General features: G+C 61.4%; 8 protein-coding genes and 1 tRNA gene. 4 read left to right on the forward strand and 5 right to left on the reverse strand.

All coding sequences use genetic code 11. The annotated features are described in order from the left end of the window. Positions 1–42: 42 nt before the first annotated feature. Positions 43–127, forward strand: a tRNA-Leu gene (locus VL202_RS12745). A gap of 35 nt (positions 128–162) precedes the next feature. Here the strand turns inward: VL202_RS12745 and VL202_RS12750 are convergent. Both VL202_RS12750 and VL202_RS12755 read right to left on the reverse strand, forming a co-directional pair. After that, complete coding sequence (locus VL202_RS12750; protein ID WP_325464485.1) at positions 163–3,306, reverse strand: multidrug efflux RND transporter permease subunit; 3,144 nt, start codon at positions 3,304–3,306, stop codon at positions 163–165. 3 nt (positions 3,307–3,309) lie between these two features. Then, entirely contained in the window at positions 3,310–4,443 is a 1,134-nt protein-coding gene (locus tag VL202_RS12755) for an efflux RND transporter periplasmic adaptor subunit (protein WP_325464486.1), read from the reverse strand. A 544-nt stretch (positions 4,444–4,987) separates the two neighbouring features. Here VL202_RS12755 and VL202_RS12760 point away from each other — a divergent pair. The 3 genes from VL202_RS12760 to VL202_RS12770 all read left to right on the forward strand — a co-directional run bounded on the left by VL202_RS12760 (position 4,988) and on the right by VL202_RS12770 (position 7,475). Then, positions 4,988–5,236: a hypothetical protein gene (locus tag VL202_RS12760; RefSeq protein ID WP_325464487.1), complete on the forward strand. Its 249-nt coding sequence runs from the start codon at positions 4,988–4,990 to the stop codon at positions 5,234–5,236. 251 nt (positions 5,237–5,487) lie between these two features. After that, a complete protein-coding gene (locus VL202_RS12765; protein ID WP_325464488.1) occupies positions 5,488–5,712 on the forward strand; it encodes a hypothetical protein in 225 nt (74 codons plus the stop codon). Positions 5,713–5,813: 101 nt separating this feature from the next. Further along, the gene (locus tag VL202_RS12770; protein ID WP_325464489.1) at positions 5,814–7,475 is read left to right on the forward strand and encodes an AMP-binding protein; all 1,662 of its coding nucleotides are present in this window, start codon (positions 5,814–5,816) and stop codon (positions 7,473–7,475) included. On the opposite strand, the gene VL202_RS12775 is transcribed toward VL202_RS12770, so the two are convergent. From VL202_RS12775 to secA, 3 genes are all read right to left on the reverse strand, one after another. Beyond that, positions 7,444–8,727 (reverse strand): GNAT family N-acetyltransferase, encoded by a 1,284-nt coding sequence (locus tag VL202_RS12775; protein ID WP_325464490.1) that lies wholly within the window; start codon positions 8,725–8,727, stop codon positions 7,444–7,446. The genes VL202_RS12770 and VL202_RS12775 overlap by 32 nt on opposite strands. Then, complete coding sequence (locus tag VL202_RS12780; RefSeq protein WP_325464491.1) at positions 8,724–10,145, reverse strand: lipopolysaccharide biosynthesis protein; 1,422 nt, start codon at positions 10,143–10,145, stop codon at positions 8,724–8,726. Before VL202_RS12780 ends, VL202_RS12775 begins: the two co-directional genes overlap by 4 nt. A gap of 435 nt (positions 10,146–10,580) precedes the next feature. Then, on the reverse strand, positions 10,581–13,292 hold the full coding sequence (secA, locus tag VL202_RS12785; protein ID WP_325464492.1) for a preprotein translocase subunit SecA: 2,712 nt from the start codon (positions 13,290–13,292) through the stop codon (positions 10,581–10,583). Between the last annotated feature and the right edge of the window lie 114 nt (positions 13,293–13,406).

The raw sequence follows: 13,406 nt of genomic DNA on the forward strand, positions 1-13,406 counted from the left end.
ACGCATCTTGTACACGCATTTCACTACCTCAAAGGTATCCGTGCCCCGTTGGCGGAATTGGTAGACGCGCCTGACTCAAAATCAGGTTCCGAGAGGAGTGCTGGTTCGATTCCGGCACGGGGCACCACAGTTTCCTTTTTACAGCCGAACCTCGGCGCCCCGTTATTCCGCCGCTGGCTCTTCCTTTTTGCTGCCGATCGACTTCACCTTTTCCCGCAGCCACTGGAAATTCACGTAGAGCATCGGGATCAGGAAGATGCCGACCAGCGCCGAGCCGAGCATGCCGCCGAAGACGGCGGTGCCGACGCCGCGGCGGCTGAGCATGCCCGCACCTTCGGCGATCACCAGCGGTATGAGGCCGGCGATGAAGGCAAAGCTGGTCATCATGACGGCGCGGAAGCGCTCGCGTGCGCCTTCCACCGCCGCTTCCGGGATGCTCAGCCCCTGCTTGCGGCGTTCCATCGCGAATTCGACAATCAGGATGCCATTTTTCGCCGCAAGCGCGATCAGCACGACAAGGCCGACCTGTGCATAGATATTGTTGTCGAGCCCCGCGAGCTTCAGCGCCAATATCGAGCCGGTAACCGCGGCGGTGACCGAGAGCAGGACAGCGACCGGGATGGTCCAGCTTTCATAGAGACCAACCAGGAAGAGATAGGCGAACAGGACGGCGAGACCCAGGATCATCGTGGTCTTGCCGCTCGCCTCGATTTCCTGCAGCGCGGTGCCCGTCCATTCATAGCTATAACCGGGCGGGAGGGTCTTGGCGGACACGCCCTCCATCGCCGCGATGGCCTCGCCGGAACTGCGGCCCGGCGCGGGGCCGCCGTTGATCGTGGCGCTGGCATAGTTGTTGTAGCGCACGATCATCTGCGGCCCGAGGATCAGCCGCGCCTGGGCAAAGGCCCGGATCGGCACCATCTGCCCGTTGTTGTTGCGGACATTGATCCGGTAGATATCCTCGATTTTCGAGCGCTCGGAGGCCTCGCCCTGCACGGTCACCTGCCAGGTGCGGCCAAACAGGTTGAAATCGTTGGCATAGGCGCTGCCGAGAACCGATTGCAGCACGTTGAACACATCGGAAACCTCGATGCCGAGCGTCTGCACCTTCTCGCGATCGATGTCGAGATAGAGCTGCGGCGTGTTGGCGGCGTAGGTGGTAAAGACACGGGCAAGCGCCGGGTCCTGATTGGCCGCGAAGACAAGGCCGCGGGCCGCCTGGGCAATGTCGGCCGCGCCGCCGCCGGTCAGGTTCAAAAGCTGATATTCGAAGCCGCTGCCGGTGCCGAGCCCGATGATCGGCGGCAGGTTGTAGACGATGATATTGGCATCGCGAACCTGCGCCTGCAGTTCGCTGGTGAGCTTGGCGATCAGGCTGTTGACCGACAGTTCAACCGTCGGGCGGTCGGCGAAGGGTTTCAGGGTGATGACCAGGAGGCCCGAATTCGATTTCACCTGGCCGTCGAGCAGGCTGTAGCCGACAACCGACATGACGCCGGCGACACCCTCGGTCTTGCGAACCATGTCCTCGACCCGCTTGGCGACGTCATTCGTCCGGTTCACCGACGCGCCGTCCGGCAGCACGATCTCGCCGAAGATGGCGCCCTGGTCCTCCGACGGCAGGAAGCCGGTCGGCGTCACCTTCATCAGCCAGCCTGTGGCGGCTCCAAGCCCGACCAGCAGGACGAGCCCGAGAAATGCGAAGCGCACGAAACGCCTGACCAGCGACGCATAACCATCGCGGGCATAGTCGATCCCCTGCAGGACATAGCGGATAGGGCCGCGCCTCGGGCCATGGTGCGCTTTCAGCAGCACCGAGCAGAGCGCGGGCGAGAGCGACAGGGCGTTGATGGCGGAAATCACCATGGAGACGGAAACGGCGACCGCGAACTGCCGGAAGAGCTCGCCTGAAATGCCGGGAATGAAGGCCACCGGAATGAACACGGACAGAAGAACCAGCGTAATCGCGATGATCGGCGCGGTGATCTCGCCCATGGCGCGCCGCGCGGCCTCGGCCGGCGGCATGCTCGGGTCCTTTTCCAGCTGTGCCTCGACCGCCTCGACGACGACGATGGCATCGTCGACGACGATACCGATCGCCAGCACCAATGCGAGCAGCGACACGGTGTTGGCCGAGAAGCCGAGTGCCATCATCACCGCGAAGGTGCCGATCAGCGAGACCGGCACGGCGATCAGCGGAATGAGCGTGGCACGCACACTTCCGAGGAAGAGATAGACGACGATGATGACGAGGACGAAGGCCTCGATCAGCGTCTTGATGACCTCGTGGATGCTTTCATCGACGAACTTCGTCGTATCGTAGGTCACCTTGTATTCGACTCCATCCGGGAAGGATGGTTTCAGTTTCTCGAGCAGCTGGTCGATCGCCTCGGCGGTGGCGATCGCATTGCCGCCGGGCGACTGGTAGATGCCGATGACGGCGGCCGGCGTGCCGTCCTGCCGGCCGATCTGCTCGGCGGATTTCGAAGTCAGCTCGACGCGCGCCACATCGCGGATACGCACGAAAGAGCCGTCCGGTTGCGCCCGCAGCACGATGCTTCCAAATTCCTCGACGGTGGTGAGACGCCCTTTCGTCTGGATGGTCAGCTGGAATTGCTGGTCGGGCAGTGCCGGCTGGGCGCCGATCCGGCCGATCGCGGCCTGGACGTTCTGCTTCTGCAGCGCGTTGACGATATCGCTCGGCGTCAGGCCGAAACTGGTCAGCTTCTCCGGAGTCACCCAGATGCGCATGCTGTAGTCGGAGGGCGTGAGCAGCGTCACGTCGCCGACGCCGGTGATGCGCTTCAGGCCGTCGATGATATTGATCGTCGCGTAGTTCGACAGGAAGAGCTGGTCCTGCTTTCCGTCCCTGGAGGTGATTGCGATCAGTTGCATCAACGCCGAGGATTTCTTCTTGACGCTGATCCCCTGCGCCCGCGCCTCCTGCGGCAGCTGCGCCTCGGCCAGATTGACGCGGTTTTGTACGTTGACGGCGTTGATGTCGGGATCCGTGCCGACGGCGAAGCTGACGGTCAGCGTGTAGCTGCCGTCATTGCCGCTGGTCGATTTCATGTAGATCATGTTGTCGACGCCGACGACGCGGGATTCGATCGGTTGCGCAACCGATTGCTGGACGGTTTCGGCGCTGGCACCGGGATAGCTGACCGTTACCGAAACCTGCGGCGGCACGATGTCGGGAAACTGGGCGATCGGGATGACGCTCAGCGCGACAAAGCCGGCAATGCTGATGACGAGCGAGATGACGACCGCAAGCCGCGGCCGATCGATGAAGATACCGGACAGCATGGCTCAGGACCCCGACTTGGCTTCGACGGGATCGACGACCTGCCCGGGTCGAACCCGCTGGATGCCTTCGGTCACGATCCTGTCGCCGGCGGAAAGCCCCTTGATCACCGATAGGTCGCTTCCCTCGGCCTGTCCCGGTTCGATCCGGCGGACCTCGATCTTGTTGTCGCCGGTCACGACAAGCGCGAACGGCCCGGACTGGTCGATCTGGATCGCCGCTTGCGGCACGACCAGGGATTTTTCAGCCGTGCCGCCTTCGACGATGACGTTGACGAGCTGGCCGTCGATCAGCAGCCGGTGCGGATTGGGGAAGCTGGCACGGATTGGCACGGTGTCGGTGCCCTGATCAACGGTCACATCCACGAAGTCGACCTTGCCGGTCTCGCCATAGCGCTTGCCATCGGCAAGCTCGACATGGACGAGTGCCGCATTGACATTGTCGCCCATCGAGCCCTTGCTGCCGAGCTTGTCGCGGATCGCCAGGATTTCACGTTGCGACACCGAGAAGGTCACATAGATCGGATCCTGGCTGACGATGGTCGCAAGCACGTTGCTCGAGGGGCCGATGAAATTACCGACGGAATAGGCCGCGCGGCCGATGCGACCGGCAATCGGCGCGTGGATTTCGGTGTAGCTGAGGTCGAGCTTGGCCTTGTCGAGTGCCGCGTTCAGCTGCGTCAGGCTGCCCTTGGCCTCGCTCTGCTTGGCGGTGGCAAGATCCAGCTGGTTCTGGGGGGAGGCGTTCTTGGCGACGAGCGCCGTCTGCCGCTCGACTTCGATATTGGCCAGCGCCAGTCCGGCCTGTGCCGACGTGATCGTACCTTCGGCCTGAACGACGGCCGCTTCGTACTGCCCCTTTTCCATGACGAAGAGCAGGTCGCCTGCCTTGACGTCCTGACCCTCGGTAAACTGCCGCTTTTCCAGGAACCCGTCGACACGGGCGCGCAGTTCGACCTTGTCCACGGCCTCGATGCGGCCGGTGAAGGAAATCGTCGGCCGGATGTCCTTTTCGATGACGGTGGTTACGGTGACGGAGGGCGCTGCTGCCGGCTTTTCGCCGCTCTGGGCGGCTGCGGTGCGGGGCAATGCAATGGCTGAAACGATCAAGATGGTTTTGAAAAATGCGTAACCTGACATCGATCTCTCCCTCAACCGTCCCGGCACTACCAACTGTACCTTCGTCCGGCGAACGGCAGGTGTCAATCTGCGGGGGTGTTCAAATTTTTATCACCCGCTTTATTTGCAAGAACAAGCAATTCGCATCACTACTTGTGAGCCGAGAGAATAGTACTCGGAACGGGGTCATTCACCCCAATTTGGACAAAAGTAATTTTCAAACATTTGCGATCATCTTGCCGGAAAGCTATACTAGGAATAACTGGCCCATCGTCGAAGGCCGGTTAAACAGGCCGGCTACCGCCTTGCCTCCCTGCTCAACCGTATTCTCGCGAAAAGCCCGCGGGGCTTCTGATCGGCGCAGGTGGGCGGGGGAGCCTGATCGGCGTAATACCTGAAATAACAGGCGGATGCCGATTGTTGTTTGTTACAATCAGTTCGTCTTGACTATACAGACATTCGGCGAAATTTCCCGATTGCCACAATTATCGTATATTGACCCGAGAAAAGTATGGGTTCTCGCCCGCAACCCTGTTCGCCGACGAACTCACAGGAGAAAAGCTATATGGCCTTCGATCCCCTCAAAGCGCTGACCAGCTATGCGGATGCCGAATGCTCCGTCCAGTTTTGGGTTGCAGATAGCCCGGCGGCCGTCCTGCGCTCGCTGAGGGCTGCCGTGATCCATGCCAGGGAAAACGGCGCCGGATGGAAAGATGTCGAGATCACCGTGCATATGCCGCGTGAAGACGTTGTCTATGCAACTGGAAAAGTCCGGTCTCTGATCGAGACCTTGCGGTTGGAGTCCGATCGTTGAGTCGCAGTCTCGCCCGTGTTTTCGATCCACAATCGCCGGGCAGGTGAGGTCGAGAACTGCGTGCTCGGGAATATTTTCAAGTGATCGCAACTATTCGGGGAATTCCGTGTGTAGCGAAAACCAAATTGCGTCAATTCAGGACGGCTCCAGCGGGATATTAACCGCCAGTCCGCATCGCGATTGCAAATCATCGCCGCAGTGATCAGTCTGGAACAAAGTCATCCCCAAACGGCACACAAGGAGCTTGGAGCATGTCCCAGTCTGCTACGTCCTGCACTGCATTCGATGATGTCGAAGCTCTGTCGGGTGCCTTGTTTTCCTGGTGTGCGGAAAGAAGCATCCGGCTGCGCAGCCAGGAAGGCATCAGCGCCGCCGGTGCCGTGATCGATCTCTTTTTTGCAGGCTACAAAACACAGGACGAGCTTCTCGGCGCGCTCAATGACCGCAATTGCCGCGAAATGGCTTTTGCCTCGTAACTGCGGATTCCCCTGATCGAGGGCAGGCCTCACAAGCCCAGTGTTGAAGTTTCCATGACGGAAGTGTTATTGCGTTGCAGCGTAATTTTTGCGAGCGGGCAATGCTTCCGATCAGCGATACATATGAACACCTCCGCCGCGATTTTCGCTGGGTCGTGCCGGAAAAATTCAACATCGGGGTCGCTGTCAGTGACGAGTGGGCGCGCCGCGATCCGGACAGGGTCTGCCTGCAGCATTTCAGCCCGGCGGGCCGACATCAGTCGCTGACCTATGGCGCCTTTGCCGCGCGTTCCTCCTCCTTCGCGCAGGGATTGCTGGATCAGGGCGTGGCCGCGGGAGACCGGGTGGCGATCCTGCTGCCGCAGAGTTTCGAGACGGCGATCGCCCATGCCGGCATCTACAAGCTCGGCGGCATCGCCCTGCCGCTGGCGCTGCTGTTCGGAATCGAGGCGCTGGAATATCGGCTGCGTGATGCAGGTGCCGCCGCCATCGTCACCAATCGCTACGGTTACGAGAAGATCGCGGAGATTCGCGGTCGTCTGCCTGAGCTGAAATGCATCGTTCTGACCGACGCGGAAGCACCTGCTACCGTTGCGTTCGAGAGGCTGGCCAATACGCCCGCATCAGGATTTGTCGCGGCAGACACGACGCCGGACGATCCGGCCATGATGATCTATACATCCGGTACCACCGGTCCGCCCAAGGGCGCATTGCATGGTCATCGGGTGCTCCTTGGCCATATCCCCGGCTTCCAGTTCCATCACGCCTTCCTGCCGCAACCGGGTGACAGGATGTGGACGCCGGCCGACTGGGCCTGGGCGGGCGGGCTGCTCAACGCGTTGTTGCCGTCGCTGCTGCTTGGCGTTCCCGTCGTCTCGTCGCCGGGACAGAAATTCGACCCGCACATGGCGTTCCGTATCCTCGATGAGATGGATGTCCGCAACGCCTTCATCCCGCCGACGGCGCTGCGGTTGATGAAATCGGTCGAAAATCCGCGTTCCCTCTACCGGCTCAACCTGCGCACCATCGGCTCGGCGGGCGAGGCGCTGGGCCGCGAGACCTGGGAGCAGGCAAGCGAGGCCTTCGGCATTCCGGTCAACGAATTCTACGGCCAGACGGAGTGCAATATCGTGCTCTCCTCCGCCGCCAATCTCGGAGTCTTGAAACCGGGTTCGATGGGCAAGGCGGCGCCGGGTCATGAGGTCGCGATCATCAATAGCGAGGGCAGGGTGCTTCCCGCCGGCACCGTGGGCCAGGTGGCGGTGCGTCGGCCCGACCCGGTGATGTTCCTCGGATACTGGAAGAACGAGGCGGCGACGGCGGCCAAGTTCATCGGCGACTGGATGATGACCGGCGATCAGGGCGTTCAGGACGAGGAGGGCTACGTCACCTTCTTCGGGCGCGATGACGACGTCATTACGTCGTCGGGCTATCGCATCGGCCCCGGCGAGATAGAGGATTGTCTGTCGGGCCATCCGGCGGTCCAACTGGCGGCGGCGATCGGCAAGCCCGATCCGGTGCGCACCGAGATCGTCAAGGCCTATATCGTGCTGAAGACCGGCCATGAGGCCAGTCCGACGCTCGAGGCCGATATCCGCAACTGGGTGAAGACCCGTCTGTCCATGCATGAATATCCGCGCGAGATCGAGTTCCTCGAGAGCTTGCCGTTGACGACTTCAGGCAAGGTCATCCGCCGTATCCTGCGCGACAGGGCTACGGCAGACACGGTTCCTAGCGCGACAGGCGCGGGGTCAGCGACCTGATCTTTTCGCGCAGCATCCGCGCCATGTTGCGGGTGTTGCGATAGAGGTGGAGTTGGGCAGCCACCTGGCGAACGTCGCGGTCGCGGTTCTGGTGCAGGCCGATGACCAGCGTGCCCATGTCCTCGCGCTGCTCCCAGAAGCGGCTCATGATCGGATGATCGGACACGGCGCAACTGTCCGAGCGCACGATATTGGCGTCGTCGAGATGCCATTCGGTCAATTCCGCCAGAAGCAGCTTGCCCGGCGAATATTTGGCATAGCCCTCGTCATAGGCTGTCTTCCAGGTATAGGCCTCACCAGCCATCATGAAGACGATCATCGAGGCGATCGCCTTGCCATCGAGATCGAGCGTATGGATGCGGACGCTGTCGGCTTCGGCGAGATTGGTGATCGCCTCGCGCGCAAAAGCGGCGCGGTAACGGTCGAGAACCATCGCGGTGCGCTGGCGTCCTTTCCATCCGCTGGCTTCCAACGCCAGGAACTCTTCCATGCGGGTGCGGATGTCAGCCGGCTGACGGGCGACATTGTAGGACAGGGGGCCTTGCGTCTCCAGCAGGTTCCATTGACGGCGCAGTTCGCGAAAATGTGCCGGGCTGATCGCATGGCGCAGATAAGTCTGCCCGTCGAGCAGGCTTTCCAGCATTGGCCGGGTAAAGGTGTCGGTCACGGTCAACGGCAGGTTGCGGCCGATGGCAACGGCGCGGGCGAGCTGGGCGAACTTGCCCTTCAGCCGAATGTCGGGAAGGACCAGCACGCCGGGCAGGCCGACGGAGGGATTGGTCAAGGCTTCGTAGAAGTTGTCGATGGTTTCTGCCGCATCCTCCGCATCCAGCAGCGGCACACCCAGTGGTCCGAACGGATTGGACCAGGCGCGGATGATCGGCGCGCCGATGGAAAAGCCCGGCTTCTCGATCGAGAACGGCATCAGGAAACGGATGCGGCTACGACGTTCGTCATTGTCGCGGATCAGCGCGAGGCGGATGACGCGATCCTCGAGACGCGGCATCGCCGGCGCGAGGAAGCGGCCGGTGAAGAAGACATTCGGCTCCATCGCCCGGTTGGATAGAAAGTCGAGTTCGGACTGCAGGTCATAGCCTTGACGCGCCGGATAGAGGCAGAGCTGGCGGCCGGGCCGGCCGATCGCGACGGTATTGTCGGCCACGGGGTGCTCTGGCGGCGGCGGCGCAAGGCCGCCGAGGATGCGGGCCGACCGGCTGTTGGCGTCGTCGGGAAAATGCGGGTTGCCGGTCATGAGCGGGTAGCCTCTGCTTTGATGGTTCGGGCATGTGGATCCGCGAAGGCGAAGAGAACGATGCCGAAGGTGCGGCGAACCGCGACATGAAGGAGAATGGCCTCGACGACCATGGCGCCGGCTGTTGCGAAGGCCGCCCCGGGCAGCCCGAACATCGGGATCAGCGTGGCGTTCAGCACCAGGTTGGCGAAGAGCGCGGTGGCGTAGAGCGCGACGCAGAGCTTCTGCCGGCCGGCCATGGTGAGGAAGGCTTCCGCCGGGCCGACCAGCGCCTTGGCCATGATACCGGCAAACAGGATCACCATCAGCGTGTAACCCGAGGTAAAGGCCGGGCCGAAGAGCGACAGCAGGAAATTGCCGCAGGCAAGAACCATGACGCCGACCACGAGCGAAGGCCAGAACGACCATTTGGCGCTCTCGACCGCAATGACCGCGAGTTGCTGGCGATCAGGATCGGCCATCGCAGCGGAGAAGCGCGGTGCTGCCGCCGCCTTGACCGAGAACATCACGAAATGCACAAGCGCCATCGTCTTGGCGGCGGCAAAATAGATCGCTACGCTTCCCGGATCGAGATAGAGCCCGACGATCACCACATCGGAATTGGTCAGCATGAAGCCGAAGCCTTCGATCAGGAAGATCGGCAAGGCGACGCGGATCCATGTGCCGAATTCGATGCGGCTTGGACCCTTGATGTAACGCCGGCGCAGGCGCCAGGTCAGGATGAAGAACTGGGTGACGCTGGTGAGATAGGTCGCAGCCATTGCCGCGACCATCGCCGTTCTCGCCGTATGCGGTTCGCCGATCGCCACTGCCAGCATCATCAGCCCGAGGATCAGGACGGGCCGGATGATATAGGTCGGGCTCAGCGCCGACACCGCCCAGCTATGGGCGCGCGAGGTGCCGTCCATGACATCGCCCAACGCAATCATCGGCAGTGCGAATATGCCCAGATACAGCGGTACGAGGTAATAGCTGTCGATGAAATCGCCGAACAGCCAGAGGCCGCCAATGCCGGTCAGCGCCAGTCCGGTGGCGGAGACAAGCGCGAAAACACGGACGGTCGTGGTCAGCCCCCGGATTTCCGGCACCGCGTCGCGGGCATGGTATTGCGGCAGGAAGCGGATGATGGCGGTGTGGAAGCCGAGGCAGGAGAGGTTGCCGAACAGAACGACCAGCACCCAGACGAAGACGTAGATGCCATATTCGAACTCGCCCATGACGCGGGCGAGGATGATCTGCGAAACGAAGGCGATGGCGGCGCTGACGACGCGGATGGCAAAGGCGACGAGCGCCATGCGCTGCGCCAGATGTTTCGGGTCGTTGCCGGTGAGGATCGGTCCGAGCTTTTCAAGCAGCGGCGACAGCCGGTCCCTCAATGCGGGCGGCAAGATGCGTCCAGCCGTGTGACACGCTGCCATGAACAATGGAAATACCCGAAGCTACGCAAAACAGAATGCAACTCTTGCCAGAACAGCGTTAACAAAGGGTGCAGGATGCGAAGTCATGAGGCTTTGCCCAGCTTCGCCGGCAATAAGTTCACGTTTCCAAGACCGCTGACAACGAATTGCGATCTGCTATTGTCGGTTGCATTCGATGGCAGAAGCAGCGTGCGTGACGCCAGCCCGCGCAACCGGGAAGACGGGCTCCCTGGCTGTGGCAACGGCCTTGCTGTCGAATCTGGAGGTGGTGGCAAAAACCATCTCGCATTACGCTCATGATGCGGAAAACCCGGGCGGGCTGGTCAATAGCTGTCCAGGTTCACTTCGTAAAACAAGCCAAAGGCAGACGGGACTGCAATCCCGTCTGCCACTTCAGAAATAAGCGATACCGCCTATGAAATCAATTTTGATGCATCAAACCTCAAATGCGCCGTGGCAGTGCTTGTACTTCTTGCCCGAGCCGCAGGGGCAGGCTTCGTTGCGGGCGACCTTGCCCCAGCTCGACGGATCCTGCGGATCGCGGTTCTCCGGCTCGACGAAATTGAGGTTGACGCTGTCCGCAAAGTCGTCCTCGCCGGTGTCTGGATCGATGTGGTGGCCGACCATCTGCGGCGGTGCGGGCTGCGGCGCTTCGGCCGCTTCGCGCACGAGTTCGACGCGCATCAGTTGTGCCGTCACGGCCTGGCGAAGGTTTGCCAGGAGCGCCTGGAACAGCTCGAAGGCTTCAGACTTGTATTCCTGCAGCGGGTCGCGCTGGGCATAGCCACGGAAGCCGATGACGGAGCGAAGGTGGTCGAGGTTGACGATATGCTCGCGCCACAGGTGATCCAGCGTCTGCAGGACGACGGAGCGTTCGACGTAGAGCATGATGTCCGGGCCGAAACGCTCGGCACGGTCAGCTGCCGCCTTGTCGGCCTCGGCGGTGATGCGTTCGCGGATATCGCTTTCGTCGATCCCTTCCTCGGCCGCCCATTCGACGATCGGCAGGTCGAGGTTGAGCGAGTTCAGGACGTCGGTCTTCAGGCCGGCCGCATCCCACTGTTCAGCATAGGCCTTTTCAGGGATGCGCTTGGCGACGATGTCCTCGACGACTTCGTGGCGCATGTCGGCAACCGTTTCGGAAATATCGGTCGCATCCATCATCTCGATGCGCTGTTCGAAGATCACCTTGCGCTGGTCATTCAGAACGTCATCGTATTTCAGAAGGTTTTTACGCGTGTCGAAGTTGCGGGCTTCGACCTTCTTCTGGGCGCGTTCCAGCGCCTTGTTGATCCAGGGGTGGACGATCGCTTCGCCTTCCTTGAGGCCGAGCTTCTGCAGCATCGAATCCATGCGGTCGGAGCCGAAGATGCGCATCAGGTCGTCCTGCAGCGACAGGAAGAATTTCGAGCGGCCCGGGTCGCCCTGACGGCCGGAACGACCGCGCAGCTGGTTGTCGATACGGCGGCTTTCATGACGTTCGGTGGCGAGAACGTAGAGACCACCGGCGGCCAGCGCGACGTCCTTCAACCGCTGCACCTCGGCCTTGATCGCGGCTTCCTTTTCGTCGCGCTCGGGGCCGTGTTCCATCTCGCCGAGTTCGCGCTCGATGCGCATTTCAAGGTTGCCGCCGAGCTGGATGTCGGTACCGCGGCCGGCCATGTTGGTGGCAATGGTCACCGCACCGGGCACGCCGGCCTGGCTGACAATATAGGCTTCCTGCTCATGGTAGCGGGCGTTCAGGACCTGGAAGTTCTGGAACCCGGCGTCTGCGAGCATCTTTGCCAGAAGTTCGGACTTTTCGATCGAGGTCGTACCGACCAGGACCGGCTGCTGGCGGTCCTGCGAATCCTTGATCTCGGCGATGATCGCCTTGTATTTCTCTTCCGCCGTCCGGTAGACCTCGTCGTCCTCGTCGATACGCTTGATCGGCAGGTTGGTCGGCACTTCGACGACTTCGAGACCATAGATGTTGCCGAATTCCTCGGCTTCCGTCGATGCCGTGCCGGTCATCCCGCCGAGCTTCTTGTACATGCGGAAATAGTTCTGGAAGGTGACGGAAGCCAAAGTCTGGTTTTCCGGCTGGATGGTCACCTTTTCCTTCGCTTCCAGCGCCTGGTGCTGGCCTTCCGAATAACGGCGGCCCGGCATCATGCGGCCGGTGAATTCATCGATGATGACGATCTCGTCGTTGCGGACGATGTAGTCCTTGTCCTTCTGGAAAAGCTTGTGGGCTTTCAGCGCGTTGTTGACATGATGGACGATCGCGACGTTCTCGACGTCATACAGCGTTTCGCCCTTCAGGAGGCCTGCTTCGCGCAGCAGGTTCTCGAGCTTCTCGGTACCGTCCTCCGAGAAATTGGCCGAGCGCTGCTTCTCGTCAATCTCGTAGTCCTCGGCCGACAGCAGCGGAATGAACTTGTCGATTGTATTGTAGAGATCCGAGCGGTCGTCGAGCGGGCCGGAAATGATCAGCGGCGTGCGGGCTTCATCGACCAGGATCGAATCGACCTCGTCGACGATCGCAAAGAAGTGGCCGCGCTGAACCATCTGGTTGCGCTCGTACTTCATGTTGTCGCGCAGATAATCGAAGCCCAGTTCGTTGTTGGTTGCATAGGTGACGTCGCAGGCATAGGCCGCGCGGCGCTGATCGTCGGTGAGGCCGTGGACGATGACGCCCGTGGTCATGCCGAGGAACTGATAAATCCGGTTCATCGTCGCCGAGTCGCGCGTCGCGAGGTAGTCATTGACCGTCACGACATGCACGCCCTTGCCGGCGAGCGCGTTGAGGTAGACCGGCAGCGTCGCCACCAGCGTCTTGCCCTCACCGGTCTTCATTTCCGCGATAGACTTCTCATGCAGGATCATGCCGCCGATCAGCTGGACGTCGAAGGGGCGCAGGCCAAGGGTACGGCGCGCGGCTTCACGCGCAACTGCGAAGGCCGGGACGAGAAGGTCGTCCAGCGTCTTGCCATCGGCGAATTGCCTGCGGAATTCGACGGTCTTTGCTGCCAGCGCTTCATCCGAGAGCGCCTTCGTTTCTGCCTCAAGCGCATTGATGGCATCGACCTTGGCCTTGTAGCCCTTCACGCGGCGGTCATTCGAGGAGCCAAAGATTTTGCGGGCGAGGCCGCCGAGACTGACCATAAGAATGGTCCTTTCTTCTATGTCGCCAATGCGGACGATTATCCGCGAAATACTATGAAACGCCCGGAACTGTTCTGGACGCGAGGTTGCGTGACAGATAAGAGGGGGGTCGAA

This window comes from Pararhizobium sp. (assembly GCF_035497515.1).
Classification (GTDB): Bacteria; Pseudomonadota; Alphaproteobacteria; order Rhizobiales; family Rhizobiaceae; genus Pararhizobium.